The organism is Streptomyces sp. NBC_01426, from assembly GCF_036231985.1.
Taxonomy (GTDB): domain Bacteria; phylum Actinomycetota; class Actinomycetes; order Streptomycetales; family Streptomycetaceae; genus Streptomyces.
In genome coordinates this window covers 25,458-50,414 of the sequence record NZ_CP109503.1, presented here as the reverse complement: position 1 = coordinate 50,414, position 24,957 = coordinate 25,458, and the positions used below count along the sequence as shown (strand labels likewise).

Annotated in this window: 32 protein-coding genes and 1 pseudogene; 26 read left to right on the top strand and 7 right to left on the bottom strand. The window is 68.3% G+C overall.

The window, feature by feature from the left end:
- Window positions 1-106: 106 nt before the first annotated feature.
- Window positions 107-325, bottom strand: coding sequence for a hypothetical protein (locus OG906_RS42730; protein WP_329449304.1), 219 nt, complete (start codon window positions 323-325; stop codon window positions 107-109).
- A 241-nt stretch (window positions 326-566) separates the two neighbouring features.
- Between OG906_RS42730 and OG906_RS42725 the strand changes: the two genes are divergently transcribed.
- The 25 genes from OG906_RS42725 to OG906_RS42605 all read left to right on the top strand — a co-directional run bounded on the left by OG906_RS42725 (window position 567) and on the right by OG906_RS42605 (window position 20,229).
- Window positions 567-767, top strand: coding sequence for a hypothetical protein (locus OG906_RS42725; RefSeq protein WP_329449303.1), 201 nt, complete (start codon window positions 567-569; stop codon window positions 765-767).
- 167 nt (window positions 768-934) lie between these two features.
- Window positions 935-1,057 carry a hypothetical protein gene (locus OG906_RS42720; protein WP_329449302.1) on the top strand — a complete coding sequence of 41 codons (123 nt, stop codon included), beginning with the start codon at window positions 935-937 and terminating at the stop codon, window positions 1,055-1,057.
- Window positions 1,057-1,482: a ferrous iron transport protein A gene (locus OG906_RS42715; RefSeq protein ID WP_329449301.1), complete on the top strand. Its 426-nt coding sequence runs from the start codon at window positions 1,057-1,059 to the stop codon at window positions 1,480-1,482. Before OG906_RS42720 ends, OG906_RS42715 begins: the two co-directional genes overlap by 1 nt.
- Before the next feature lie 109 nt (window positions 1,483-1,591).
- Complete coding sequence (locus tag OG906_RS42710; RefSeq protein WP_329449300.1) at window positions 1,592-2,104, top strand: hypothetical protein; 513 nt, start codon at window positions 1,592-1,594, stop codon at window positions 2,102-2,104.
- Entirely contained in the window at window positions 2,101-2,451 is a 351-nt protein-coding gene (locus OG906_RS42705; RefSeq protein ID WP_329449299.1) for a hypothetical protein, read from the top strand. The genes OG906_RS42710 and OG906_RS42705 overlap by 4 nt, the downstream gene beginning before the upstream one ends.
- Complete coding sequence (locus tag OG906_RS42700) at window positions 2,448-3,410, top strand: ATP-binding protein (RefSeq protein WP_329449298.1); 963 nt, start codon at window positions 2,448-2,450, stop codon at window positions 3,408-3,410. The genes OG906_RS42705 and OG906_RS42700 overlap by 4 nt, the downstream gene beginning before the upstream one ends.
- Window positions 3,407-3,673, top strand: coding sequence for a hypothetical protein (locus OG906_RS42695; RefSeq protein ID WP_329449297.1), 267 nt, complete (start codon window positions 3,407-3,409; stop codon window positions 3,671-3,673). The genes OG906_RS42700 and OG906_RS42695 overlap by 4 nt, the downstream gene beginning before the upstream one ends.
- Complete coding sequence (locus tag OG906_RS42690) at window positions 3,670-3,873, top strand: hypothetical protein (protein WP_329449296.1); 204 nt, start codon at window positions 3,670-3,672, stop codon at window positions 3,871-3,873. The genes OG906_RS42695 and OG906_RS42690 overlap by 4 nt, the downstream gene beginning before the upstream one ends.
- Window positions 3,874-3,886: 13 nt before the next feature.
- A complete protein-coding gene (locus tag OG906_RS42685) occupies window positions 3,887-4,195 on the top strand; it encodes a hypothetical protein (protein WP_329449295.1) in 309 nt (102 codons plus the stop codon).
- Window positions 4,196-4,664: 469 nt separating this feature from the next.
- Window positions 4,665-5,342, top strand: coding sequence for a GGDEF domain-containing protein (locus OG906_RS42680; RefSeq protein WP_329449294.1), 678 nt, complete (start codon window positions 4,665-4,667; stop codon window positions 5,340-5,342).
- Between the two features lie 31 nt (window positions 5,343-5,373).
- Complete coding sequence (locus tag OG906_RS42675; RefSeq protein ID WP_329449293.1) at window positions 5,374-6,501, top strand: hypothetical protein; 1,128 nt, start codon at window positions 5,374-5,376, stop codon at window positions 6,499-6,501.
- 22 nt (window positions 6,502-6,523) lie between these two features.
- On the top strand, window positions 6,524-7,465 hold the full coding sequence (locus OG906_RS42670; RefSeq protein WP_329449292.1) for a phosphotransferase: 942 nt from the start codon (window positions 6,524-6,526) through the stop codon (window positions 7,463-7,465).
- Window positions 7,380-8,477 (top strand): hypothetical protein, encoded by a 1,098-nt coding sequence (locus OG906_RS42665; protein WP_329449291.1) that lies wholly within the window; start codon window positions 7,380-7,382, stop codon window positions 8,475-8,477. Before OG906_RS42670 ends, OG906_RS42665 begins: the two co-directional genes overlap by 86 nt.
- Window positions 8,478-8,756: 279 nt before the next feature.
- Window positions 8,757-9,941 carry a ParA family protein gene (locus tag OG906_RS42660; RefSeq protein ID WP_329449290.1) on the top strand — a complete coding sequence of 395 codons (1,185 nt, stop codon included), beginning with the start codon at window positions 8,757-8,759 and terminating at the stop codon, window positions 9,939-9,941.
- On the top strand, window positions 9,938-11,065 hold the full coding sequence (locus OG906_RS42655; protein WP_329449289.1) for a ParB/RepB/Spo0J family partition protein: 1,128 nt from the start codon (window positions 9,938-9,940) through the stop codon (window positions 11,063-11,065). Before OG906_RS42660 ends, OG906_RS42655 begins: the two co-directional genes overlap by 4 nt.
- Window positions 11,066-11,543: 478 nt before the next feature.
- Window positions 11,544-12,221 carry a hypothetical protein gene (locus OG906_RS42650; RefSeq protein WP_329449288.1) on the top strand — a complete coding sequence of 226 codons (678 nt, stop codon included), beginning with the start codon at window positions 11,544-11,546 and terminating at the stop codon, window positions 12,219-12,221.
- 786 nt (window positions 12,222-13,007) lie between these two features.
- Entirely contained in the window at window positions 13,008-13,232 is a 225-nt protein-coding gene (locus OG906_RS42645) for a hypothetical protein (RefSeq protein ID WP_329449287.1), read from the top strand.
- A complete protein-coding gene (locus OG906_RS42640) occupies window positions 13,229-14,131 on the top strand; it encodes a sigma-70 family RNA polymerase sigma factor (RefSeq protein WP_329449286.1) in 903 nt (300 codons plus the stop codon). Before OG906_RS42645 ends, OG906_RS42640 begins: the two co-directional genes overlap by 4 nt.
- Window positions 14,128-14,952: a hypothetical protein gene (locus OG906_RS42635; RefSeq protein WP_329449285.1), complete on the top strand. Its 825-nt coding sequence runs from the start codon at window positions 14,128-14,130 to the stop codon at window positions 14,950-14,952. Before OG906_RS42640 ends, OG906_RS42635 begins: the two co-directional genes overlap by 4 nt.
- 304 nt (window positions 14,953-15,256) lie before the next feature.
- The gene (locus OG906_RS42630; RefSeq protein WP_329449284.1) at window positions 15,257-15,472 is read left to right on the top strand and encodes a hypothetical protein; all 216 of its coding nucleotides are present in this window, start codon (window positions 15,257-15,259) and stop codon (window positions 15,470-15,472) included.
- Entirely contained in the window at window positions 15,469-15,720 is a 252-nt protein-coding gene (locus OG906_RS42625) for a restriction endonuclease (protein WP_329449283.1), read from the top strand. The genes OG906_RS42630 and OG906_RS42625 overlap by 4 nt, the downstream gene beginning before the upstream one ends.
- A gap of 86 nt (window positions 15,721-15,806) precedes the next feature.
- Entirely contained in the window at window positions 15,807-17,000 is a 1,194-nt protein-coding gene (locus OG906_RS42620; RefSeq protein WP_329449282.1) for a tyrosine-type recombinase/integrase, read from the top strand.
- Window positions 16,997-19,111: a tyrosine-type recombinase/integrase gene (locus tag OG906_RS42615; protein WP_329449281.1), complete on the top strand. Its 2,115-nt coding sequence runs from the start codon at window positions 16,997-16,999 to the stop codon at window positions 19,109-19,111. The genes OG906_RS42620 and OG906_RS42615 overlap by 4 nt, the downstream gene beginning before the upstream one ends.
- Before the next feature lie 54 nt (window positions 19,112-19,165).
- Window positions 19,166-19,636 (top strand): hypothetical protein, encoded by a 471-nt coding sequence (locus OG906_RS42610; RefSeq protein WP_329449280.1) that lies wholly within the window; start codon window positions 19,166-19,168, stop codon window positions 19,634-19,636.
- The gene (locus tag OG906_RS42605; protein WP_329449279.1) at window positions 19,633-20,229 is read left to right on the top strand and encodes a DUF6262 family protein; all 597 of its coding nucleotides are present in this window, start codon (window positions 19,633-19,635) and stop codon (window positions 20,227-20,229) included. Before OG906_RS42610 ends, OG906_RS42605 begins: the two co-directional genes overlap by 4 nt.
- A gap of 84 nt (window positions 20,230-20,313) precedes the next feature.
- Here the strand turns inward: OG906_RS42605 and OG906_RS42600 are convergent, their stop codons facing one another.
- Window positions 20,314-20,550 carry a hypothetical protein gene (locus tag OG906_RS42600; protein ID WP_329449278.1) on the bottom strand — a complete coding sequence of 79 codons (237 nt, stop codon included), beginning with the start codon at window positions 20,548-20,550 and terminating at the stop codon, window positions 20,314-20,316.
- A gap of 219 nt (window positions 20,551-20,769) precedes the next feature.
- On the opposite strand from OG906_RS42600, the pseudogene OG906_RS42595 reads away from it, so the two are divergent.
- A pseudogene (locus OG906_RS42595) lies at window positions 20,770-20,955 on the top strand (hypothetical protein); the annotation flags it as partial.
- A gap of 255 nt (window positions 20,956-21,210) precedes the next feature.
- Here the strand turns inward: OG906_RS42595 and OG906_RS42590 are convergent.
- The 5 genes from OG906_RS42590 to OG906_RS42570 all read right to left on the bottom strand — a co-directional run bounded on the left by OG906_RS42590 (window position 21,211) and on the right by OG906_RS42570 (window position 24,954).
- Complete coding sequence (locus OG906_RS42590; protein WP_329449277.1) at window positions 21,211-21,636, bottom strand: hypothetical protein; 426 nt, start codon at window positions 21,634-21,636, stop codon at window positions 21,211-21,213.
- A 129-nt stretch (window positions 21,637-21,765) separates the two neighbouring features.
- The gene (locus tag OG906_RS42585) at window positions 21,766-22,515 is read right to left on the bottom strand and encodes an HNH endonuclease (protein WP_329449276.1); all 750 of its coding nucleotides are present in this window, start codon (window positions 22,513-22,515) and stop codon (window positions 21,766-21,768) included.
- An 894-nt stretch (window positions 22,516-23,409) separates the two neighbouring features.
- Entirely contained in the window at window positions 23,410-24,219 is an 810-nt protein-coding gene (locus OG906_RS42580; protein ID WP_329449275.1) for a hypothetical protein, read from the bottom strand.
- A 30-nt stretch (window positions 24,220-24,249) separates the two neighbouring features.
- Window positions 24,250-24,540, bottom strand: a complete 291-nt coding sequence (locus OG906_RS42575; protein WP_329449274.1) for a hypothetical protein — start codon at window positions 24,538-24,540, stop codon at window positions 24,250-24,252.
- 204 nt (window positions 24,541-24,744) lie between these two features.
- Window positions 24,745-24,954, bottom strand: coding sequence for a hypothetical protein (locus tag OG906_RS42570; protein WP_329449273.1), 210 nt, complete (start codon window positions 24,952-24,954; stop codon window positions 24,745-24,747).
- Window positions 24,955-24,957 lie beyond the last annotated feature (3 nt).

The window sequence follows — 24,957 nt, the reverse complement described above, 5'->3', positions numbered from 1 at the left end:
ACAGCGCGAAGACGCGACACCCTACGACCGGGCCCAGAGTCCGGGTGGTTGCTGTACCGCAGTCCTGGCGAGGTCGAAGCTGGCCAGGGCTGCGGCCCGGCTTTTACTACCGTTTTGGGCCGACGCGGGCCCGGTCCGGCAGCGTGCGGATGTTCGCAGAACCTTCCAAGCCGTTGCGCAGGCGCTCGATTTCGGCATGCTGGGCGGCCAACTGGGACACGGCTGCGGTCTTGAACGAGGTCAGCGTTTCAATGGTTTCGTCACGAGTTGCCACACGCGCCCGCAGAGTCTTCTTCGCAGCCTTGAGGCGCGCGATTCTGCGCATCCCTCGGGTCGATGACCTCCGGTCGCTTGCAGGGTCTTCAACCGGCGCTCGAACTCCTCGGCCAAGTGCTGGTATGGCCCCGGTCGGATGCTGCCGTCCCGATTTGTCTTGGGGTAGAAGCCGGTGCGGGCCACCCCGGCTTCGGCGGCGAGCGTCTTCAGGTCGCACTTGCCGCCGGGCGGCAGGTCACCCCGCAGCAGCCGGTCCATGGCTGCCCGAAGAGCGGCCTCGTTCATGCCTTTTGGGCCAGGTCGACCGCCTCGGCCGCTGGTACGCCGCCCTGGGCCCGCTGATCGCCATGCACGCGCGCATCGCGGACGGGCTCAGCGACCTCCGCGACCCCAAGGGCATCGGCCACCCCTTCTGGGCCTCCGCCGCGGCCACCCTCGCCCTCGGCAGCACGGCCGCCCTCGTCTTCGGCCTCATCTCCGCAGCCCTCTGACCCGAACTCCGACCGCCCCGCCTGGTCACCGGCCCGGCCGCCCCGCACCCCGGCGCGGCCGGCTCCGGTGACCCGGGCAGGCCGACCGGCCTCAGCCCAACCCCCGCGCCCGCCACCCCGACCCGGGGCCGGTGGGCGCCCCCGCACGTGCCAGCCACTGTCCCGACTTGGAGGCGTTCATCGTGATCACCCCCCGGCCGCGCCGCAGGATCGGCCGCCCGCGCCCCACCATCCCCGGCCCCCGCTACCCGCTCCCCCAGCGCCGCCTGCCCGGTACCTGGAGCCGGTGATGGCCGACCAGGGCGAGGACCTGGTCGACGTCGACCCCTACGCCCCGGCCGAACACGAGACGACGATCCCGGTGTTCAAGCGGCTGTGCGCGCCGTCGGGGTACGCGACCAAACGCCAGCTCAGGGCGATGGGGCTGCGCCCCGGCGGCCAGGAGCCGGTGGCCGAGGTCGAGACCCGCGGTCCGAAGAACGGCCTGCTGTACGAGGTCGCGAAGGCGAGGCCGGTGCGGCCGATGACCCTCGCCAAGGAGTTCGCGCTCGACAAGGCGATGGCCGCCCGGCAGACCTGTGGCACCTGCCGCCGACGCTACTTCTTCGTGCTCCCGACGTCCCTGGCCAGTTGCCTGGAGTGCCACGACGGCACCCCGGCCGATCCCGCCAGCTACATCGCTCCCCCGGCGGCCGCGCACCGGCTGGCCGCGTGAACGCATCTCGCCCGGCCGAAACCGGCCGGGGCGAGATCACGGGCGCCGCAGCATCGGCAAGAGGCCGGCGCCCTGCTCCCAACCCTTTCGAGATCAGGAGAACCCCAGCATGACGCATCACCGCCCCGCGCTGTTCGCCGCCGTCCTCGGCCTGGGCCGCGCCGCCTCCAACATCGGTGACCACTGGATCCAGAACGACCACTGCGCCCGGGTCAAGGGAGCCACCGACGCCAAGCCGGTCCTGATGCCCGCCGCCGACCCGGACGCCGAGCCGCTCGCGCACGGCACCCGCGACGGGATCCAGGCGTGCGCCTGGCATTGCCTGACCTACACCGCCACGCAGGCCGTCGTGGTCGGGGCCGGCGCCCGGGTCCTGGGCATCCGGCTGCACCCCGGCGCCGCCGCGGCCGCGCTCGCCTTGTCGGGCATCACCCACTACATCGCCGACCGCCGCGTCCCGGGCGGTGTTCTGGAGAAGCTCGCGACCAAGACCGGCAAGGGCAACTTCTTCCGCCTCGCCGATCACGGATTCAACGGTGCGTACGCGCTGGATCAGGCTTGGCACGAGGGCTGGGAAACCTTCGCCGCGCTCCTCGCCACGACCAAGGCGACCAGCCGGTGACCGCCCGTTCCCCCATCCGCCTGGAGCGCGTGCGGGCCTCGGTCGGAATCGCCTGCCTGGCTCTCCAGCAGATCCAGGACGACCTCACCGCCGACCACGTCGACCAAGCGGAGCCCGCCGCGATCCTGCGCGAGCTCATCGAGGACACCGACCCGCCCGGCGGCCTCATCCCAGCCCTCGCGCAGCTGGTCACCGTCGCCGCACACCGTGCCGAGCAGGTCCAGCCCGACCGCTGCAGCGACGCCTCCCACGACCTCCACGCCTTCGCCGCCCTGCTCACCGACAACGCCGGTGCGCGCCTGCTCTGGGCCGCCCGCAACCTCGACCCGCAAGGAGATCCCGCATGAGCAAGCCGTCCTTCTACCCGGAGATGCCCAAGCGCAGCCTGGTCGTCCTCATCGGCCCCAGCGGCGCCGGGAAGTCCACGCTCGCGGGCACCTGGCCCGCCTCCCAGGTGCTGTCCCTGGACGCCCTGCGCGAGGTCGTCAGCGACGACGCGGGCGACCAGGACGCGACCGGCGACGCGGTGACCGCCTTGCACCTGCTCCTGGAGGCGAGGATACGGCGCCGGCTGTTCACCGTCGTAGACGCCACCAACGTCACCAGCTCCGCCCGGGCGCCGCTGGTCGCCGCTGCCAAGCGGTACGGCATGCTTCCGATCGCGGTCATGCTCACCACGCCCGGCAGCGTCTGCATCGAGCGGCAGGGACCGAGGTCGGCCAACCGCACGGTGCCGGAGGACGTGGTCGTCAAGCAGCGTCAGGACATGGTCGACTCGCACCGGACTCTCAAGGCGGAGGGCTTCCCCGAGGTCGTCCTCTCCGACAGCCTCCATCGGCTGCTGCCGTTCCTGGAGCGCCTGAGCGGGACGCGGCAAGCCGATCTCGGTCTGGACGGCAGCGACGGCCTGGGCGAACTGAACCTCGTACGCCGGACCTTCGGTGAGGAGATCCTGCAGCTGTGGCGGTGGAAGCCCGGCTCGAACGTCGCCGGGGGCGACCGCGTCGCGGAGATCCGCCTTGGCCAGATGTACCTGACCCTCGCCCTGCGCACCGACGTGGACGGCGAGGGCGACATCGGGTTCGACGTGATGGTGCCGTGCCCGCACGACGACGAGTGCACCGGCTACGCGTGGGTGCCCGCCTACAGCGTCACCTGCCTGTTCCGCGCGCTCAACGGCGACCTGGACGACGACGAGGACATCGTCTGCACCGTCCACGGAGCCAACGACGGCGACGACCAGGAGGACGACCCCGAGAGCCGCGCCGACCTCGAAGCGCAGGCCCTGGAAGCGATCAGCGGATGACGAACACGACCCCCGCGTGCGGCTGGGACAAGGCAGCCTTCCGGTGCGGCCTGTGCGGCACCCAGCACACCGCCACCACCGAGACCGACTACCTCAAGGTCGTCGGCGTCCACGGAGACGCCCACGCCGTGTGGGACCGCCTCAACCCGATTGAACGCGACGGGATCACCTCGATCCTGCGCACCATCCTGTCCGCGCCGGAGCTCGCCGCGGAGCTCCTGGCGCTCGCCGACCGGCAGCCGACCGGAGACGAGGGCCGGTGAGCCGCGCCGCCGACGGACCGCACCCGATCACCCCGGCCGACCTCCCACCCTGTGACGACTGGTCCCTCGGCTGTCCCGAGTGCCATCTGCCGATCCAGGGCGGGGGCGCCGGCCTCACCGCGCACCGCCGCACCGTCCACAACCCCCGCCGGGACTACGGCGACCGCCGCACCCCCATCACCATCCGGCTCGACTTCTGACAAGGAGGCCCTCATGGCCGTCCAGACAGTGCAGTCCGACACCTTCACCGCGCTCGCCACCTGCTTCACCGCGGAGCTCGCCGCCCTCATCGGCAGCGAACCGCCGCGCAGCCTCACCCCGAACCGGTTCCTCGACCTGGTCGAAGAGGTCCGCGACGTCCTCGCCGACTCCAGCCTCGGCAACTTCCAGGACGCCAGCGACGACTTGGACTCCGCCGCCACCTACCTCACCGACGCACTGACCGAGCCCGGCGTCGATCAGCCCGCCCTCCTGGCCCGCGCGCGGACCCACCTGCGCGACGCCATCGAGACGGCCAGCTGACCCCTGCCTGAGTTGAGCGCACTCTGTGCCGCCCCGGACCCCGCACCCGCCGGGGCCGGGGCGGTCGCAGTGGCCCCTCAACACAGAGAGGAGATGGACGTCATGCCGCTGCCCTACTTCGAGGTGGACGTCCCGATACGCAGCACCGAGACGCCCGGCCTGCGCGGACTGCACGTCCGCCGCCGTACGGATCGCGCACGAGGTCTACGACGCGGCACGCGCCGCGTCGGAGGCCGGGCTGGAGATCCCCCACGATCGGCCGGACGGCTGGGGTGCCTGCGGATACCGGCCCGGCTGGGAGCTCGACTGGCCCGCCGCGACCGCCGGCCGCTGGACGAACCCCTTCCGCTGGACCAAGCCCAGCACCTTCGAGTTGTAGCTCTGCCCCGGGACGGCCGCCAACGGCCTGGTAACCAGTCGGCCGCCCCGGGTCCACCCATCCCGTACGAGATGAGAGGGAGACCTCAGTATGGACTCCGTCCTGCACACCCGGGGCCGGTTCGGCCCGCGCACCCTTCTGATCACCGCCGCCGCCGTGCCGCTGACCGGCTGGGTGGTCCACGCCGTCGCCCTGCACCGGCAGCTCGCCGCCACGAAGATGGATCCGCTGACGGGCCTGCTGCGCCGCGACGCCTACACCGCCCGCGCCCGCCAGCTCCTGGCCCGCCACGGCGACAAGGCGACCGTGGTCATGGTCGATGCCGACCACTTCAAGCAGATCAATGACGGCATGGGCCACGCGGCCGGGGACACGGTCCTAGCCGCGTTCGGCACCCGGCTCACCGCCTGGGCGGGCCCGCGCGCGTCCGTCGGCAGGCTCGGGGGCGACGAGTTCGCCGTGGTCCTGGAGCTGCCCTCCGATCGCCGCGCGCACCGCCTGGAGCAGTTGGTCCGGATGTTGCACACGCCGGTCGTCCTGGATGACGGTCGCACGGTCGACGTCGCCGCCTCGGTCGGCGCCGCGGCTCCGGCCTCGGTCGGCTCCCGCGACCTGGCCGTGCTTCAGAGGGCTGCCGATGCCGCCCTCTACGACGGCAAGCATTCAGGTCGTCCCATTCTCGCCACCGCCGCGCATACCGCGGTGCCCGCCGTCAACGGACGCCGCGCGGGCCGGCCAGGCACGGCCGCCTGGGGGCGAGCCGCATGACCCCACCCGGAGTATCGAGGAGATCGCGGCCGTGAACGTCTTGTATCTCAACGGGCCCGTGCAGAACGGTGCCTTCACCATCGCGGAGCGGCCGGGCAAGGCGGCCGGCATCCGCGCGGCCGAAGCAGCCAACGCCCTCCTGAGTACTGGGCCTGTCCCCCACCTGTGGAACACCGTCACGTTGGCCGGCGACCTGCGCCATCGCTACGCACCCGACCGCGACGTCGTGGGCCGGCAGGAGCGTGAGGACCGAGCGATCGCCGCCAAGTACGCGCGCGGCGCGGGGCCGGTCGGTGGCGTTGTCACCGACAGCTCGCCCATCGTTGCCGGCCTCGCGGTGGAGATGATCGAACGTCTTCTGTGGGAGGACGTCTTGGCGGTCGTTGCCATCGCGGTTCATCTCTGTGCCCGATGCGGTCACATGATCGGTGCCGTCGGCCACGCATGCCGGGCGTGCGGCCACCGAGGCTCTCGGTCTCTCACTCGACGGTTGCTGATCTGGGACAGGCCGCCAGGTTCACCGGTTCTCGCGCCCGACGACTTTCATGCCCATCGGGTCCGTCGACCGGGTCGCTTGTTGAGCATTGCCCAGAACGTTCCGGAGCGGCTGATCCTGTCCCGGACCCGCGATCACGGGATCAGCCTCGCACCGTTCGGGCTCGACGGTTTGGTGCTGGATCCGCGGGTGGGCGTGCACATTGCCGTGCTGGCGGCCGCTGCCCGGTTCAAAGCCGCGCAGCCGGTGATGACGGTCACCGAGAACGCTGCGGCGAACGTGGCCGCCTACGGGGCGGTGTTCCGGCGGTACGAGGGGAGGCGACTGCGGTACGCGCTGCACGGGCGCATCCCCTACGAGGACACCGCGGCGCTGCAGCGGCTGTGCGAGGTGCACCACGTTGGCCCGGAGTTACGGGAGTTGTTTCTCGTGTGGTTCCTGCCGCTGTGCTCACTGCATTTCCGGTCGGGAATCACTGCCGCGCAGCTCCCGGGTCTGCTGAAGTTCTGGCGCCGTGCCCACCTTGCCCGGTCCGATACTCCCGGGAGTGACGTCTTGGCCGAACTGCGGCGCCGCATCGCGTTAGGTGATATGCGCTGGGTGATGGACGCCCAAACCCTGTCCCGGGCGATCCCCGATTACCCGGCACCCGAGGCTCCATGAAGGAGTCGGAAGGAGCGAGCTGATGAACGAAAAGGACTGGCGGTTCGTCAAGAAGCGGACCGCCGCCGGCGGCGCGGTGTATGTCTCCACTGACGGGACCCGTTACCGGCGCACCGGCGGCGACGAACTCCGAGCGGAGGCGGGATTCCAGCGTCGGATCGCGAACCTGGGCTACCCGGTCCCCCGGATCCTGCAGGAAGGCCTCACCGACGACGGTCACTTCTACGTCGTCGAGGAGTCGTTGGGAGAGCAGACCCTGCACGACCGGGCGGTGGTGTCGCTGGACGGTGGCCGCAATCTGCCCGACGACGTCGTCGACACGGCCGGGCAGGTCGCCGCCCGGCTGCTACGTGCGCAGGCCGCCCATCTGGTGCAGTCCACGCCAGGCGCGCTGCGGCAGTGGCTGGACAGTGCCGGGTTCACCCAGAACGTCTTCCAGGAGAACCCCGACCTGGACAACAAGCGGACGCACGCCGCCCTCGATCTCGTGTTGGAGCACGCGGGCGCGGTTCCGCTGGTGTGGGGCCACCTCGACTACGGCCTGCCCAACGTCCTGCCGGCGGGGGTCATCGACTGGCAGCACCACGGCCTGGTGCCACTGGGCTACGACGTCCTCCCGGCCCTGGAGATCATCGCGTTCAAGGGCGGCAACAAGGGCTACACAGCAAGCCCCGCCCAGCGTCACCGCTACCTCGACCTGGTGGACGAAGCGAGCCTGAAAGCCACCGGCCAGCCGGCCAGCCAGAACCTGAGCGCGTACCTGCTCGTCAAGGCCCTGTTCTTCCTCGCCCTGATGCGGCCCACCGACACCGCCCGCACGGACAAGCACCTGAAGTGGCAGTACCGCCGTCATCTCTTCACGAAGGGACTCGAGCAGCATGAGCGCACCGGGACGGTCGATACCGCCCTCTTCCCCAACCTCGCCGAGTTCGCCGCTGGGCACCGCGCTGGCGACCATCCGTGACCGCGACTACCTCCTGGACCGCGCCGGTGTGATCTTCAAAGTCATCGGCGACGTCCATCCCGGCACCCACTTCCTCGGGTACGTCAAGTACTACCCGGACGCCCGCGGCGACCGACTGCTGTTCGGCCGGACCTACCGGCAGAACAGTGTCGTGTCCAAGGCGTTCGGGATTCTCGCCGACCGGCCCGAGTGCTACGTCTACTCCCCCGCCGTGGGATGCGTCATCACCGGCGTGCCCCGGGAGGACATCGTCACCCACTACTCCTGCCGCCAGACTCTCACCGCACTCCACCAAGGCCCCGCACTCCTCGCCAAAACGGCGGTCAGTGACGACCTGCTCGCCATCATCGACTGGATCGTCGCAGCCGGCGCCACGGACGTCATCGGCGTGACCGGCTCCTTCCTGGTCGGCGCCTGCAACGCCCGCTCCGACATCGATCTCGTCTGCTACGGACCGCACGGCTACGAGGTGGCACGAGCACTGTTCGCCGAACGCGCCCTCATCCGCCCGTACGAAGGCGAGACCCTCACCCGGCTGTACGTGCGGCGGGCCAGGTACATGGTGGGAGGAAGCTTCGACGCGCTCATGCGCCAGGAAGCACGCAAACTGCAAGGCCTGACAGCCGCTGCGGGAGCCCACATCAACTGCGAACCGCTCAGGGCCGACGGCGACAGGACGTTCGCCGGCGTGGTCGCCAAAGAGGTGGGAGCGATCTCCGTCCTCGCCCGGATCACGGACCACTCCGAGGGCCTGGCTACCCCGGCCCTCTACGGAATCGAGGTCGACACGGTCACGGAATCCACGATCGACGAGCCGGTCGTCTTCGCCCGCCGGATCACCCACCTGCGCAGCTACCTCGGCGCGTACACCGGAGCGTTCCGCACCGGCGACAGCGTCTACCTGTCCGGCAGGCTGGTCCACATCCAAGGACCCGACGCACACAGCGGGTTCGGCATCGAACTCACCCCTTGGTCGGCAACCGAGTCCTTCCTCGCCAACCTGACCCACTGAGCTTCAGGCGCGGCGCTGACCCGCGCTCGCGGCTGTTGCAAGCCCTCGCGGAGTTCATCCCTTGCGTCCTGCTTCCCGGCGTCAGGCCATCGGCTTGTCGCGACGTCTGACGCAGCCACGCGTGCGTACGAGAGAGGTGACAGAGGGGGGTGCTAACGCCGTTAGCACCCCCCGTCGTGCCGGTGACGTTAGCAATATGGAAGGAACTACCGTTGAAAATCGGCAAAACGCCCCTTAAGGATCACCGAGTTCCCACTCGGCGGCAGTATGCTGCCGTCCATGTCATCTCCTACTTCGGGAGGTGAGCGGGAGAAGCTCGTCTCCAAGCTGCCCGCTCACCTCCAGCAAGCACTCAAGGTCCGCGCGGCGCAGCTCCAGACCGACATGCAGGACGCGGTGGCCGGCGGCATCCAGGCCTGGCGGAACTGCACCGACGAGCTCCCCGCCGTCAACACCGCCGGCGCCGACTCGTTCGGCACCTACCTCCCCGAAGGCCTCTACGAGGACTTCAAGACCGACTGCCGTGAACGCGGTGTCTCCTACATCCAGGGACTGGCCCAGTCCGTGGTGCTCTGGCTGGCCGACAACCCCGCCGTCATCGAGCGCACCACCCGCAGGATCGTCGTCTGCAACCAGAAGGGCGGCGTCGGCAAGACCGCGGTGTCCGCAGGCCTCGCCGAGGCCTTGGCGGAAGACCCGGCGGCCATCGGCGCGTCAGCCGACTCGTCGATCAGCGGACTGCGAGTCCTCCTCGTCGACTACGACCCGCAGGGGCACCTCACCCACCAGCTCGGCCTCACCGCCATTCCCGCCGGCGAGGAAAGCCTCATCACGCACATGCTCCACCGTGAGCAAGCCCAACAGTCGCTGCTCGACCTGACGGTCGCCATAAACGGTGACCGGTTCGGAGGTCGACTGCGAATCCTGCCGGCCGCGTTCGACGCCTTCCTCCTGGACTCGGGACTCACCATGTTCCGCGGCCCGCGCGAAGCCGCACTGGAACGCGCGCTCGCCCCGCTGGAGGAGCACTTCGACGTCATCGTCGTGGACTCGCCGCCCAGCCTCGGACTCGCCATGGACACAGCCCTCCACTACAGCCGCCAGCGGCGAGACGAAAAGCCCGGCCTCTCCGGCCTCGTCATTCCCGTGGAAGCAGAGGACACCTCCGCGCAGGCCTACGGCATGCTCATCCAACAGATCGACTCCCTCTCCCGGGACTACGACATCTCCATCGAGCAGCTCGGCCTCGTCGTGAACAAGTTCGACAGCCGCCGCGGCTACATCGCGACCTCGTCACTCGACAAGTGGAAGACCCTGGGCACTCCCCCGGTCCTGGCCGTCGTACCTGACGTCAAGGAACAACGCGAGGCAGTCCGCAAGCAGCGCCCGCTACTGGACTACGCACCGGACTGCGAACAGTCCCACCAGATGAGGCAGATCGCCCGAGGAGTGAAGACGGCATGAGCAAGGCGGACATGCTCGGCGACTCCCCCACCTTCAACGCCGTGGCACAACCCATGAGCAGCCGCGCGGCATCCTTCGCCCGGTTCTCGGGACAGGACAACCCCACCCCTGAGCCGGCCGCCGTTCAGGCCGGAACCCTGCGGGTTGCCTTGGACGCCTTGGCGCACAACCCGTACAACCCGCGCGAGGAACTCAAGGCCGTCGACGACCTCGCCGACAGCCTCACCGCACGAGGCGTCATCCAGCCCCTCACGGTCGTCACCCGGCAGGCGTTCCTCGCCGCACACCCCGACCACGAGGAGCAGATCGGCGAGGCTGCGTACATCGTCGTCGACGGCAACCGCCGGCTCGCCGCGTCCAACCTCGCCGGCCTGGACGACGTGCCCGTCCACGTCGAGGACTCACTGGCGCAGGACGCCGACACCCTCCTGGAAACGGCGCTCACCGCAGCCGTGCAACACGAGAACCTCGACCCTCTCGACGAGGCCAAGGCTCTCCAGCGACTGGTCCACGTCCATGGTTCGCAGCGCGCGGTCGCACGAGCGCTGGGTAAGTCCAGCCCGTGGGTAACTCAGCGCATTGCGCTGCTGAAGCTCACCCCGGAGTTGCAAGAGGCGGTTGAGGACCGCAGCCTCCCGGTGGAGATCGCCCGAAATGTTGGGCAGCTTCCCGCGCAGCAACAGAAGAGCGCGGCCGACGAGGCGTTGGCCAAGCGGGCGGCGACCAAGCGTCGCAGGCGCACGGAGCCGGGTGCTAACGCCGTTAGCACCCTGGCGGCCGCACCCGAGACGGTGCAGAGCGCTGCCGGCGCCGGTTCTTCATCTGAGGCCGATATCGCGGCTGAAGCCTCGAATGCCGGGACGGCCACCGGGGGAGTCGACGCCGCAGGCGATACCGAGCAGGCGCCGGACGCGGTCCTCGTGGACATCAGCCGAATCCCCCGTGTCCCGTGGCACGACGGGGCCCGAGTGGCCGAGCTGATCGCCGAGAAGGTGGACGAGGAACAGCAGGTAGTGCTGTTCGAAGAGCTCTTCCGGGTCCTGGACGAGAGCCGGCAGGAGGCACTCTTGGAGCGCCTGCTGACAGCTGGTGGCACGACCAAGGCGGGCGAAGCGGGGGAGTAGCCCCGCTAGGCAATCATGGGTGCGCGTGGGGTGCTAACGCCGTTAGCACCCCACCGGTATGTTCCGCGTGGCTGATCGCAGGCTCCTCCATCTGGGGGCGACGACCATCCCGCAACGAGTACCCAGATCACTGGTGAGACGGTTGAGTCGCGATAGCCAGGACGAGTACCGGAGGCTCTTCAGTCTTTTCAGTTTCCGTGCACCCGCCCGCACGGGCGCCATCGGCAGACGACCGAGTCAGCCCTGACTCGGAGGGAAGCCTTTGCGACTTGGCGGACGCTCTCACACCGCGACACAACTGTTCGGCCCCTTACGGTGAGTGAGGCGCGCAGTCGTAGGAGATCGTGATGATCCCCTGCGGGCGTCGCCAGACAGCGCGACACTGAGGACCCGAACAGAGGGGAGTGGCACGTTGCCGAATGAAAGTGACCAGGTCTCAGGGAGGCACGGCAGGCTCCCGGAACCGTTACGACGGACCATGGAGACCCGCAAACCGATTCCGACTCCATGGCCGGAGCTCACCGAGCTTGCCGAGCTGAACTTTCGCCACAAGGTCGGCATCATTGCCCAGCGGGGAAGCCGGGAAGCGAAGATCGGCAGGGATGTCGCGGTCCACGCCGCCAAGGCCGGCGTCCCCACCGTTCTGTACACCGGCTACCCGCCGGAGACCATTCCCGGCTGGCTATCGGTCGACGAGACTGCCACTCCCACTGCCGACGACGTGAACGCACGGGCCAAGAGACTGATCAACGGGGAAAGGCCGGCGTTCATTGTCATCGAGCGCTACGAACGTCTCCATCCCGTACCTCCGCCCTCTTCCGAGTGGGACGAGCCGGTCGACGATCCGTACGACGACCCCGAGAACGAGCCCGACTCGTGGGCAGATCAGCTCATGTGGTCAGTCCGGGATATCAGGATCGACATCCCCATGCTGCTCACCACAGTCGTCACTCCCGAACCAGACCTCTCCCGGCGGATGTCCCAGTGGCTGCACATCGACCACCCCGCCATGGTGATGACCGATGTCTGCAAGCCGACCCTGCTGCTGAAGCGCACCAGCCCCATCACCGTCGAAGCTCTGATGGCAATCGACCCGCACGAATACCGGACTGGGCATCGCAGCGTTCTCAGCTGGACTCCGCTGAACCTGCGCTAAGTTCTCCATCCGTTCCTTACGATTGCCCGCCCGATCACGCCCAGTACTGCACTCACGGTTGTGGCGCGTGTCTGCGGCGCTTGTAGTGGCTGTCGCGGGCGGTGCCGAGCCTTCGCCGGTGTGACCAGCTGAGACGCTGATGGGTGGCCAGGAGTAAGCCAAACGCCGGACCGCGCAGTTTGTTGGCGCGCCATTGGTTTCTCAGCTGCGGCGCGGCTCTGCTGGAAGCCGGTGCACGGGTGGCGGGGACCCCCGGCAAGGCGGCACCGGTGAGGGGGCCAGGGATGCAGGATCCAAGGCGGCCATGCTGCCCTAGGACGGCCCCGGGTGGTGCCGGGCGGCGTTGTCAGTGGCTTGCGTTACGGTCATCCCCCCCCGCGGGGATTGCGCTGTCCTCGCCCGGCCTCTATCTCAGGCCGGGCGAGGGCGCGTGACGTGATCCCCATCTTCGGCACGGGGAGCACGTCTCTTCCGGATGGAAGGGACCGACACCGAGGTGTCCTGCCTCAATATGACGGGGTGTGGGGGCGGGATTGCAAGGAAATCCGGGAACTTCATGCTTTCGCTGCTCGCTGTGTGCTCTACGTGTAACGGAACGGTCATCTCCGGCCGTCCGCCGACCGTCTCCGGACCTCTAATGTTCCGTGATTCCTTGATCACGTCGCGTGATCCGCGCATGCCGGTCCATGCTGATGCTCCTCCAACAGCGGCTCGGCACCCGCTCGTTGGACGGGACCCTGCGTGGGGTCCTTCGGATGATCGTGGACTCGACACCAAGGAACGGTGATGAACAAGAAGCAAAGAGCAGCAGCAACGGTGCTGGTGCTGGTGGTGGTCTTCGGCTGGAGCGCGGCCATGGCCGCGATGGGTCACGCAAGCCTGATAGCCGGGCTCGCACCGGTTCTGGGATTGACGGTCAGTCAAGTGGTTCGTGGCAGCCGCATGCGGACCGAGGTGGGTTCCGTGCACCGCGTGGAGGCGGGGCCCGACAAGGAGGACGGCGCTCCGTGACGACGTCGTTCAACACGCCGGGGCCGGCCTCCGAGCCGGCCCCGATCCGCCCCGGCCGCAAGCTCGGCCCCATCGCCGATACGGTCAGCAGTTCGCACCGTGCGTGGCTGGAGCCGACCCGCGAGCGCTACCTGGCCAGTGGCCGCACGCTCAGCGACCTCAGCTCGAGGGTCCTGGCCAAATCGAAACTGTCCGAGCTGTTACGCGGCGTCGGACACTATCCGCGTTGGGAGGTCATCCATCGTCTGGCCGGTGAGCTGGACATCCCCGGCTGGCCGCTATACCGGCTGTGGAAGCAGGCAGCCATGGATGCCGGAAAGAGTCGGGACTGGGTCGGCCGGTCCACGGAGGGCACCACCGCCGTGGCCACCGCCCGCTCCGACCGCCCGATCGAACACTGGGCGCTGTGCCAGACAGTCGCGGACGGCTACCTCGCCTACGCGGGAGTGTTCCTCGCGGAGGACACCCACCAAGCAGCGGTGGACGACACCTTCGCGATCCTGTGGCTCTGCTTCGACGAGGCCCTCTCCAGCCCAGACATTCGCCGCTACGCCTGGAACATCCTGCGCGCCACGGTGAAGGCGAAGGCCAACTACCGGGACGAACGACCCGTGTTGGCCGAAGCGGCATTCGACACCGTGGTCCTGCGTGACGCCGCTCCGCAGGACCAGCCCACCAGGCTGGCCGAGAGCATGGAGCTGTTCACCGCGATCAGCAAGCTGCCCACCGCACAGCTCGACGTCATGGTGCTGCGGCGCCTGTGTGGCTTCCAGCCGAAGCAGGTTTCTGACCTCCTCGGTATCCCCCTGGCCTCCGTCCGGTCCGACGAGCGCCACGCCAACCGCTTCTTGGACGACACCATCGAGCTGCCGCCCCGAACCGGAGGACTCATCTCATGACCACCCTCGAAGATCTGTTGTCCAGAGCCCTGCTCGTCCCCAACCGAGCCGTGCCCGGCGACATCATCCCGACCCTCGAGAGCACCCCCCGCAACCGTCCGGTGGCGATCGACACTCCGAACAGCGCCGCAGCAGATGAGCTGCGAGTGCTGTGCGAGGCACTGGTGCGCCACACCCCGGCCACCACAGTCGCGGCCTTCGTCACCGACCAGGTCCCCGAACCCCGAAGCGCCCTGATACTGGCGTGCGTGCTCCAGCTGACCGACACCGACGACGGCGCCCGATTCTGGTGGCAGTACGCCGCCGGAGCCGGCCACCCCGCCGCCGCCTACTGCCTCTATCTGCACCACCTCGCCCTCGGCGAGACCCACACCGCCCGCTGGTGGCGCACCCAGAGCGACGAGAAACACGGCGACACATCGAATCTCGAAGCACCCACGGTACGTACAACAATCCGCTGCGACGGCGCCGCGTTCGTTCTCCACCACGACGACGGCGCCTCCAGCACGACACTCCTGCGCGTCATGCGCCGCCTGGCCCTCTATGTCAGCAGGCCACGTTCCGCCGTAGTGACCGAGCTGATGAGGTACATGCCCACGGCCGTGGCCGTCGGCTACCTGCGAGAACCAGATAGTGAGCTGCCTCTGCCCGGACCCGACTTCGCCGACAGGATCCGCAGCCTTCTGGCCGCGGCCGCCGACCGACCCGACAGTCCCAGCGACCTCCCCGCCCGTCCCCAGACCCGCACCACCGGCCGGCGCACCACGGAACGGATGGCACGACGGGCTTGCCCGAAAGTCGACGAAGCCGCGACTCACTGAACTACTGCGGTCCGCGCTCGGCCATGCCACAGAGACAGCGAAAGGATCTGTGATGGGGAATGGCTACCGGCCGATATGCGACGGCGGCCCGCACGGGAGTCCAGGTGGAGCCCAGTGACCTGGGCTCCACCGGACCGATGGGGTTTCCCGGCGGGCAGCGATGGGGACTGGGCAGACTCGGCCAGCTCTATACCGCGCGCCATAGCCGGATGGATCCTCGTGCGTCTGGGGAGCTGTAGAGCGCACGGGACAGGGCATGGGAACGGTGCTGCTGGTAGTTCTAGCGCTCCTGGCCGCAGGAGGTGTGACGTGGAAGCTGGTGGCCGCCGGGCGTCGCGAGGCCGAGGCCGAGAGGCTCCGACTCGCGGAACAGGCGCGCATCCACGCGGTGCGATCGATGGAGGCGGTCTGGTCCCTGGGACCAACGGAGTTCGAGGACCACATCGCGGACTTGTGCCGCCGGGACGGCTGCAGGGAGGTTCGGCGGGTGGGCGCCGCCAACGCCTCGGTGCCGATGTGATCGGCAGGCTGCCCGACGGAAGGAAGATCGTGGTGCAGTGCAAGCGCTACGCCAAACACCGCACCGTTGGCAGCCCGGACCTTCAGAAATTTAACGGCACCGTCCGCGACGAACACGGAGCGGACGTCCCGCTGTTCGTCGCCTCATGCAAATTCACCAAGCAAGCCCGCGCCTTCGCCGCCCGCCACGGCCTGGTTCTCTTTGACGTGTTTAGCGACTGCCAACGGCGAGTCCGTGTCGCTCGTTGAGACGCAGTTCGGCCGCGTCACGTAGGTCTTTAGCTAACGGTTTGCTGCCGTTCGTCCTGTAAGCGATGAAGCGGAAGGAAGTCCTGGTGCGGAGTACGTTGGTGCTGGATGACCTGCGGGTCCAGAAGATCAGACGGGCTGACGGCAGCTGGGCGTTCTCGATCCTCTGGCCGGACTGCTCGGTCGACGAAGAAGCCGAGAGCTACCTGCGTCTCTACGAGGGATCGGGTTCCCAGGAGCCCTATGCCTACTACCTCGTCGACCACCTTCGGTGGCGCCTCCGCGAAGGGCTGACTACGGAGACGACCAAACTGACGGATCTCCACCGCTACCAGGGGGCGGTGGGTGCGCAAGTGCCGATGCCGTACGGGCAACCATGGCGGTTGCCGCCGAAGCGTCCGTACGGCACGTCGGCCCTGTCAGTCTCGGCGGCAGTCCTGAAGGGCTTCTACCTGCACCAGTGCGTGATGCGGGGCATCAACAACGAGCTCCGCGAAGCGCTGGACGTCGGCCGGCTGCCCACCCAGTCGGACCGCAAAAGGGCTTTCCTGGGGCATGCGATCACCTCGGCGCCGACGAACCCCCTGGCCCCACGGCAGGGCACACGGCGCCGTCATCCGAAGATGCTGCCGGACGGCGCCCGGTCGGAACTGATGGAGTCGGTGAACACCGCCCGGGACGAAATGGTCGTGACCTGGCTGTCCGACACGACCCTGCGGATCGGCGGCCTGACCGGCCTGCACCTGGTCGACCTGCACCTGCGCGAGAACGCCGACTGCGGCGAGTGCAAGAGACCGCACGTCCACGTCTGCCACCGGCAGAACAACCCAAACCGGGCCAGGGCGAAGAAGAAGGAGGACTGGCGCCTGGTCGACGGCGTGATCACGGGCGGCGAGATCTACCGGGTGAGTCCGGCCATGGTCAGTTCCTGCTTCAAGTACATGACGACGGAATACGCGAAGTACACCACAGGGCACGGCATGCTCCTGATCCAGCTCGCCGGCCAGCAGATCGGTGAGCCGTGGACCGCGGACGCGGCTCGCGGGATGCTGCGGCGGGCCGGAAGGCGGGCCGAGCTTCCCGGCCGTATCAAGCCGCACGCGTTCCGGCACACCACAACCTCGAAGATCCTCGACGTCACGAACAACGACAGCTGGGTCGCCAAGGAGGCCGGCAACTGGGCGTCGGTGCAGACCGTCGACGAGGTCTACGGGCACCCCGACATGCACTCCCCGGAGTTCATCTCCGCACTGAAGTCGGTATGGGGTGAGCCGGAGTGAACGAGCCCGTCCGCCACCTGCTGCCCCTCGTTGCCCCGGACCAGCCGAGCCGGACCACCGGCGACCGGCTGGAGCTGCTGCACACGCTGATGGAGGCGCCCGGGTCCGACGCCGGGCTGTTCCGGCAGGACATCATCCGCATCCCTGGAGACCATGACTCCTACGGGTGGCTCTGCACGGTCCCACAGTGCGCGCGCGCACAAGAACCCTGCCGGTCGCTCTGCCACGTCCATGATGCTGGGTGGCGCACGGCCCGGGAGGCCGGCGGCAATCTCGCCGACTTCATGCGCACGGCCGAGCCCATGAAGCCGGTGTCCTGGTATCACCCCGAGGACTGCACGATCTGTCCCGGGATCCCGGCCTCGGGCTCGTCACCGCTGTGCTTTCTGCATACGGACCGTTGGGGGGCGCGGAAGACGGCCTGGCTGAAGAAGCACGGCGAAGGACAGCCGGACTACGACGAGTGGCTCGCGGCGGAGATGCCGTTCCCGCCCTTCGGCCACTGCAAGGTGCAGGCCTGCCCGGATCCTGCGGAGAACCCGATCGGGATGTGTATGCGGCACGTCCGTCAGTACCGCAAGGAGGACTCCCCTGGCGGGGCCCGGCTGCCGATCCAGTGGGGTCGGTGGCTGGCGAACCGGGGCAAGCCCGTCGTGGTGCTCTACGACGACGAGCTGGAGTTCCGGAAATGGTGCCTTGAGACGCACCCGGTCAACCGGACGGACGGCAAGGTGTCGTTGCTGAGGCTACGTCCGCTGGTGAAGGCAGAAATCCAGTGGTGCATGCTCCAGCACACCCAGGTGAAGGTCGAGACTGGACACTGGCCCCTGCCCTGGATCCAGAAACTGGCGGACGACTGCCGCAAACAGCAGGTCAACTCACTCGCGGACCTGGACTTCGACGGCATGAGGCAGGCGCCACGGCTGGTCGGCAAAGCGATGCTCCGCCTGCTGCGGATGGTCTACTTCACCCGCGAGGACACCAAGGACGCCGGCTACCTCGAGACCGAGCATTTCCGCGTCAGGATCAGCAACCACGGCGGGCAGATCGACCTGACCTGCATCTCGCAGCGCTGGCTGAGAGATCTGCTCTGGGATCAGATGGCGAACCGCCTGCTGGTCAACCCACCCCGCAGCACCCAGCCCTTCGACCTGACGCGACGCGGCTGCGCGGAACTCAGCGCGTTTCTGGAAGTCCAGGCACCGGGCGGCGGCCACGATCCCCGGGTCCTCGAAGGCCGTCACATGATCGACTTCGTCGCCGATCAGCGGCACCGGGCCCAGCACGGACAGCGGCCCCTCGCCGCATCCCGACGCCGCGGCGGCAAGGAGAACGACCCGGTCACCAAGGGCATGGTCATCGGGTTCTTCAACGGCGTCCGCCGGACCCTGCGCACGGCCCTGGAGACAGGGGACTCCGAAAGGATCGGGCTGGACCGCGCATTCCTCCTCGCCATTCCCGGAGCCGCCAGACCCAAGAACCGCCGCCGGCCGTTCACCGATGACGTCGCCCAGGCCCTGGCCGCTGAGACGCACCTGCAGGCGTTGGAGGGCAAGGACCCCGATGATCGGGGCCTGAGGGACATCTGGGAGGGCCTGGTTACCACCGGCCGCCGCTGCCGCGAGGTGCTGGAGCTGCGGCTTGAGTGCATCGGCCGCCTCGGAGGTCTTCCGATGTTCTGGTACGACGCGACCAATGTCGGCAACTACGACCAGGCCATCCGGATCTCCGAGCGCCTCTACGAGCGGGTCGAACGACGCCAAGCCAAGACCATCGAACGGTTCATCGAGCGAGAAGGCCGGCCACCCACCGCGGAAGAACGCCTGAAGATCGCGCTGTTTCCCCGCCGGGCCATGAACCGGAAGCACGTCAAGGGCATGAGCTACGGCTGGTTCAACGCACAGTTCCGCGAGTGGATCAACGAGCTCGACATCGGCCACTGCGTCGCCCACCAGGCTCGCCATTCCCTGGCCACGAACCTGATCAAGAACGGCGCGAACCTCACCCACGTCAAGCGCTACCTCGGGCAAGTCTCCGAGGCCATGGCCGAGCACTACGTCCACCTCGCCAACACCGACCAGCGGCTCGAGGACGCGCTCAACGCGATCTAGGTCACCGGACCCGGCGCCCCGGAACCCGGCGTCATCCTGTCCGGTCGCGACCCTATGACCCGCGAGCAGGCCGAGGCGATCATGATCGACCTGACCCGCAAATCCACCCCGGCCGAAGGCGGCTTCTGCACCCTCCAGGCTGTAGTCGACGGCGCCGCCTGTCCCTGGCAGATGGACTGCCACAACTGCGAGAAGTTCGTGATGTCCGGCGCCGACCTCCTTTACTGGCACCGCAAGCGCGAGCAGTGGCGCATGCTCGCCGAACGCGCCCCCGACCCCAAGGTCGCCGACTACCTCCACCAGGTCTTCGAGCCCACCGCCCGCGCGATCGACGGCCTCGAGAAGGCCCTCGCCGCCGTCGGCCTCCTCGATGACGCCCTCGCCCTGGACCTGCGACTGCCCCAGGACTACTTCGGCCGCGTCTGGGCCACCGCCTTCCGCGCCAACCAACTCGCCCAGCACGAGGACCACGGCGACACCGACTTCGACGACGAGTACGACAACGAAGATGAGGTGACTCCGTGACCTCCGGATCCGGCCAGACCGCGGCGGCTATCGCCGCCCGGCGTCAACAGACCCAGGACAAACTCACCCGCGTCGAGAAGGCCATCGCTCAGCTCCGCCGCGAACGCGGCCGGCTTGCAGTGCGGGCGATCGCCGAGCGGGCGGACGTGTCTCCCACGTTCCTCTACGAAAACCCCGATGCCCGTGCTCTCGTCCAGCAGGCCGTCGTCGACAGCAAGAGCCGCCACGACCGGCGCACCGGCGACAAGCACGAGCAGATCGAGGCGTCCTGGCGTGAGCGGGCCCTGAACGCCGAGGCCGAACTCACTCGGACCCAGAACGAGGTCTTGGTTCAGCGGCAGCGGATCGGCGAGCTCATGGGCCAGCTCCGCGACGCAGATGGAATGGTCCCGGGCGAGTCCGTCCAGCACCTCACCACCGAGAACACCACCCTCAAGCGCCGCGTCCAGCAGGTGACGCAAGAGCACCGCAAGCTCCAAGAACGCCTCGAAGGAGCCCGGACCAACCTCCGCTTCTCCGACAAGCGCATCGCCGACCTCGAAGTTCAACTCCTCGAACTCCAGCAGGCCGCTCCGGCCAGCGCCCGGCCCTGAAGGAGACCCAGGGCCGAAGGGGCCGATAGTTGGGCAACAGTGCGATGACACGTCACGGACACATACGCGACGTGTCATCCCTGGTCAGCGCCACTGCTGACCAGGGAACACCGGTCGCTGCAGGAACGGCTCGAAGGCGCCCGATCCAACCTCCGTTTCGCTGACAAGCGCATCGCCGGCCTCGAAGCCCAGCTCCTGGAACAGCAGGAAACGGCTGTTGGCCGGATTCAGTGACCCGATTTGGCTCTTTCGCTCTCCGTAGTCGATCCGCTTCGCTTGGCACGCGACACCATGCACCACCGCCAACGAGGACGGAACCATCGCATGACCTCAGCCAGCCCCGAAGAATCCGCCGAAACGACCGCCGGCGAGGGTATCCAGCAGATCCCGATCGTAATGAGCGTGACGGAGCTGCCCGCCGTCGTAGACGCCCGCGACGCGCTGCTGCGGGCCATCAGCCAGGAAGCCCAGAACGCCACGGACAAGTTCCCGGGCCAGGCATCCAAGGCCCTGGAAGAACTCGCTCGGGCCTACGCCCTGGTGACCACCAACACCACGTCCGTCGCCGGCACCACACCCGCCATCCAACCCCGCGCAGACGACGCAAGAAGCAGCATCCACATCACAGCCAACATCCCCACCCAGCAATTCCACGTGCAGCCCGTCAACCCGGACTTCGGCAAGGACGAGGTAATGAGCTACAACACCGTGAGCGGGACACTGTCTGAGGGCTGACCCTCGTGCCGGCGGTCCCGCCGGACTCCGTCCGGCGGGACCGCCCAACCCCCACCACATCACTGACGCCTACGCGACGCATCACCCCAGCTCAGAGCCACACGGCAAGTTCGACGGTCGGTAAAGACGTCGACCTGCTCGGCTTCTGGAACAGCGGCACAGCCCTGTCCGCGCTCCTCGACCTGGACATCGGCCGGTCCGGCACCAACCGGAAACTGGCCCCGGACTACTGAGCCCTCCTGGCGCTCAGCGATCGGAGTGGACGCCCTTCCAGCCATACCCGAGCCCCCGGCGCCGGGGGCGCGAGCTCGGGGCAGACGGCACCGGGCGGGTGTGCAGCGCGTCGGTCACCGGCACGGCCGCCGCCGGGTAGAGACCGGCGGTGACCTGTCCGGAGGCGAGGACCCGGGCGTACGTCTCCGACTCGTAGGCGGCCAGGGCCACCGCAAGCGCGGCCACCGCCGTCTCAGTCGGCCCCGCGCCCTGTGGAGTTCGTCCTCGATGGCGGGCGGCTGGCGGGGGAGTGCGCGGCCGGTGGCAGAGGAGCACGGCGAGGGCCTGGGCGTGAGCCGTGTCCATCGTGATGGTCAGCAGAGCGGGGCCGATCTGGTGGACCCGGTGCCCGGTGAGGCTCTGCGCTGTGAGCGCCCGCCGCAGTCCGGTGCTCAGCACCGCCGGGTCCGCTGCGGCATCGACACGGCGGGCAGGTACGGCAGCGGCCGGGGCGTGCTCAACGCGTGCACGGAGCGCGGCGACGGCGGCCGGGATGACCTCCAGGAGGGCGGCCTCCGCGCTGAGTCATCAGGGTTCGACGATGAACCGGTCTCCCTTGTAGAGGTTGCAGATCCAATGACTTAACTGCACGTTGCTGGGCGAGTGTTCGCCACCAGCCGTTAGCGGTATTCGATGGTCCAGGGTGGCGCTCCACATGTCGGGCCACTCCCGCTGAGCATCGACGGGCGTGCGGCAGATCTGACACTGCCACTCGTCTCGTTCGTAGACGGCGAGAGGATCCAACCGTTCGATCGTGCCGTCGATACCCAACTTGCGCATGCGCGCCGCATAGCTGTTTGCCGAGCGGGACTCGCGCTTCAGGCGTTCCGATCTGGAAGCATAGGACGGCGTCCACATCCTGGGTACCGAGCGTTCGCCGCATACGAAAGCTGACCAGGTGTACTCCTGACCGTTGACGTCCACGTCGCGGATGATCTCGCTGTACCAGCACCACGTGCCGCCCTCGGCCTCGAAGGGTGCGAACGTTTCGAGACGACGGAGCCCCAGGTACGGACCCAGGATCAGACTGGTCGGCGTCCAGGAGGCATCAGTGAGGTAGTAAAATACCGAGCCGGTCTGTGTATGAACGGCCGCAGCCACGCGACTCAGATCCCAGCGATCCGTTCGCAGTTCGCTGGGCAGAACGTGAGAAGGAAGGTCTACCGCCCGGTGCACCGCAGTCATTGACCCATGGCGTTCCACAAGATCTCCAGGCTTCGGGGAGTATCCGAAGAGCTCGTAGGGGAAGGAAGCCTCCGCCGCCAGCGTGCGGAACACGCGAGGCGACCGTGGAGGCTGGGGATCGGGTGCGAACACAGGCGGCGGGGTGAACTCACCACGCTCAACCTTCCGATTGAACCGACGATTCAGGTTCAGATTGCAGCGCGGCGAACACACGTGTCGATCACGATGCTTCCAATGCGCGTTAGCTGGTACAGGCTGGTCACAGACCCGACAAGGCTCACCACCCTTCGCGCGACTCTCAGCCAGAAGCTGCTCATCACGCCACTCCCAGTACGCGCTGTCATTGCCCATGGTTCCCCCTGCCTATCTGTCAGTGGGAGCCCATGAAGGTCACCCCCGGCTCGGGCCAGCTTGTCAGCGGAACAACCCGGCGCGCAGGTCGTCCACGAAGGCGGCCGAGGCAATCGCGGTGTCGGCGGCCTGGCAGGCGTAGTGGCCTTCGCGCGCCGGTGGTGAACTGACCGGCGGCGAGGCCCGGTGCCTGATGACCGCAGAACCTTGCCCGGATCGCCGCGCTCACCCGCGCGGCCGAAGCCCGTGGCCGCACTGTCGAAGAGCAGGCCGACCATACGAAGCCGGCGACTCAGGCGAAGCAGACCCTGGCCGCAGACACGGGCGCCCAGCAGCATCCCAAGGCGCAGCCGGACCAGGGCAGGGGAGCGGGTCCCCGCTGAGAGGGTAGCCCCATGGCCTGCCCTTCAGGGGGGGCCTCTTGGACGGCCGGATCAGAGCGTTGCCTCGCGGGACGGACCGCGAAGTCGCCGTGCCAGTTGTCGGGACGCGGAGGAGGTCAGCGAGGGCGCGAGTGAGTGACCGCCCAAGCACGGAGGCCCGATGGCTAACCCGATCCCGACGTACATCTCGCCGGAGCGGCTGGAGCGGCTCCCTGCGGCGACCGCACCGCCACCGTCGCGCCCACCGATGGAGCTACAGCAGGTCGGGACTGCAGATGCCGCAGCCACGCTTGCGCGTCTTCTTCATCCGGAGCTCCTTCGCGGTGAACAGAACGGGAAGCCGCTGCCAGGCGATATGGCGCGCCGCGTTGTCGTCCTTCTGCTTACGGGCATGTCTGATGTTGCATTCCAGCATCGACAGGCAACTGTCCACGCTGGGCAGGCTTCTGCAGTCCCACCGGTGCAGCCGGCTGGCCGTCACCGCATAGACATGACCGTTGGCAACCTGGTCCTTGTAGCGGGCGATGTCTTCATCGGCATGTCGTCGCACCCGGCTGATCCGCTGACACAGTTCGCACTCGCTGCTCGATGTCGGGGCCTGACAGGTACACCTTCCGCAGTTCACGCACTCGATACAGGGATGCTGGGGAGCTTCCCGGGCCGCTGGCTGTCCTGTGTGAGGGGCACCACGCAGCGCGTTCTCGCGGACCATCGCTGCGAGTCGAGCCGACAGCTCGATCTCCGACGCGGTGGCGACGTAGCCGCCAGCCAGAGCCAGGTGGCGTTGCGACCGCGCCAGCGTCGAGCCGGGGATGTCCCGGCCCAGGACAGCCTGCTCGATCAGCCACCGCGCTGCCCCGACAGCGAGCATGGCTCCCTCAACCCGTACGCCACCCGGCATGGAGCCCTCAAGCGCGGAGGGCATGCCGATGGCCTGCTGGTCGTGGGGCTCGATGGCCCCGGAATCGACTGACCGCGCCAGCACCCTCTCGATGGCGCGCAGCATGTCGATGACCCCCTGCCAGTCCTGCGGCGAAGGCCGAGCCGATCGCGTCAGATCCACACGCTCTCCAACTCCCGACCCTCCTCGCGGTCACGGGAGCGCCGCGATCTGTCCCGAACGGCCTATCCCCTGGCCGCCACACCGGGCCAGCCCGACATCGCAGTCCCTCGTCTTGCGGGCCAACTGCGCCACCTGCGGCGGCAGGTAGCTGTCCAGCGAGTCGACTTCGTCGCACAGCCGTGCCTTCAGCCCGTACAGCACCGCCTCGGTGAACAGGCTCTGCGGATCGTCTTCGGGTTGCAACGCCCGCTCGGCTTGTTGCTGCCCCTCGTGGTACCGCATCCGGTTGACCGGCGCTCGCATGGCCTCGTAGGTGGGCACGGTGAAAACTCCTCCAGGAAGCACGAAGCCCCCGGCCGGGGGCCGGGGGCGGGTGGCTGTTCGTGTTGAAGGGCTTCGGTGACGTGGTGTGCTCAGCGGTGTCGGGTGCTCGGGACAGTCGTGCGCTGATTGGTGCTCGATGAGGGTGGATTGGGTTGGAGTGGAACTATGGAGAGGGCGGGGCGCAGCATTCGCACGGCGCCGTCAGATGTCGCCGTGGTGGTCTCGCATGGCTTCCGTCCACTGCTCGGGTCGGGTCGTCTGGCAGCGGGGGCATCGGCGCCTGGTGACGCGTTCGGCGACGGGGAAGTCGGACTGTGCGGAGTGCACCTGGAGCAGGTCCAGGAGCAGCGGTTCGTGGCAGAGGGGGCAGGTCTGCCGTACGTGGTGGTGTTCATGCGCGGGAGAGTGCACACG

What these genes read in the sequence shown, in the direction of transcription:
- OG906_RS42730 (WP_329449304.1), bottom strand. Translation starts at nt 325, where the DNA reads ATGCGCAGAATCGCGCGCCTCAAGGCTGCGAAGAAGACTCTGCGGGCG.
- OG906_RS42715 (WP_329449301.1), top strand. Translation starts at nt 1,057, where the DNA reads ATGGCCGACCAGGGCGAGGACCTGGTCGACGTCGACCCCTACGCCCCG.
- OG906_RS42710 (WP_329449300.1), top strand. Translation starts at nt 1,592, where the DNA reads ATGACGCATCACCGCCCCGCGCTGTTCGCCGCCGTCCTCGGCCTGGGC.
- OG906_RS42700 (WP_329449298.1), top strand. Translation starts at nt 2,448, where the DNA reads ATGAGCAAGCCGTCCTTCTACCCGGAGATGCCCAAGCGCAGCCTGGTC.
- OG906_RS42695 (WP_329449297.1), top strand. Translation starts at nt 3,407, where the DNA reads ATGACGAACACGACCCCCGCGTGCGGCTGGGACAAGGCAGCCTTCCGG.
- OG906_RS42685 (WP_329449295.1), top strand. Translation starts at nt 3,887, where the DNA reads ATGGCCGTCCAGACAGTGCAGTCCGACACCTTCACCGCGCTCGCCACC.
- OG906_RS42680 (WP_329449294.1), top strand. Translation starts at nt 4,665, where the DNA reads ATGGACTCCGTCCTGCACACCCGGGGCCGGTTCGGCCCGCGCACCCTT.
- OG906_RS42670 (WP_329449292.1), top strand. Translation starts at nt 6,524, where the DNA reads ATGAACGAAAAGGACTGGCGGTTCGTCAAGAAGCGGACCGCCGCCGGC.
- OG906_RS42665 (WP_329449291.1), top strand. Translation starts at nt 7,380, where the DNA reads ATGAGCGCACCGGGACGGTCGATACCGCCCTCTTCCCCAACCTCGCCG.
- OG906_RS42660 (WP_329449290.1), top strand. Translation starts at nt 8,757, where the DNA reads ATGTCATCTCCTACTTCGGGAGGTGAGCGGGAGAAGCTCGTCTCCAAG.
- OG906_RS42655 (WP_329449289.1), top strand. Translation starts at nt 9,938, where the DNA reads ATGAGCAAGGCGGACATGCTCGGCGACTCCCCCACCTTCAACGCCGTG.
- OG906_RS42650 (WP_329449288.1), top strand. Translation starts at nt 11,544, where the DNA reads ATGGAGACCCGCAAACCGATTCCGACTCCATGGCCGGAGCTCACCGAG.
- OG906_RS42645 (WP_329449287.1), top strand. Translation starts at nt 13,008, where the DNA reads ATGAACAAGAAGCAAAGAGCAGCAGCAACGGTGCTGGTGCTGGTGGTG.
- OG906_RS42635 (WP_329449285.1), top strand. Translation starts at nt 14,128, where the DNA reads ATGACCACCCTCGAAGATCTGTTGTCCAGAGCCCTGCTCGTCCCCAAC.
- OG906_RS42610 (WP_329449280.1), top strand. Translation starts at nt 19,166, where the DNA reads ATGACCCGCGAGCAGGCCGAGGCGATCATGATCGACCTGACCCGCAAA.
- OG906_RS42600 (WP_329449278.1), bottom strand. Translation starts at nt 20,550, where the DNA reads ATGGTTCCGTCCTCGTTGGCGGTGGTGCATGGTGTCGCGTGCCAAGCG.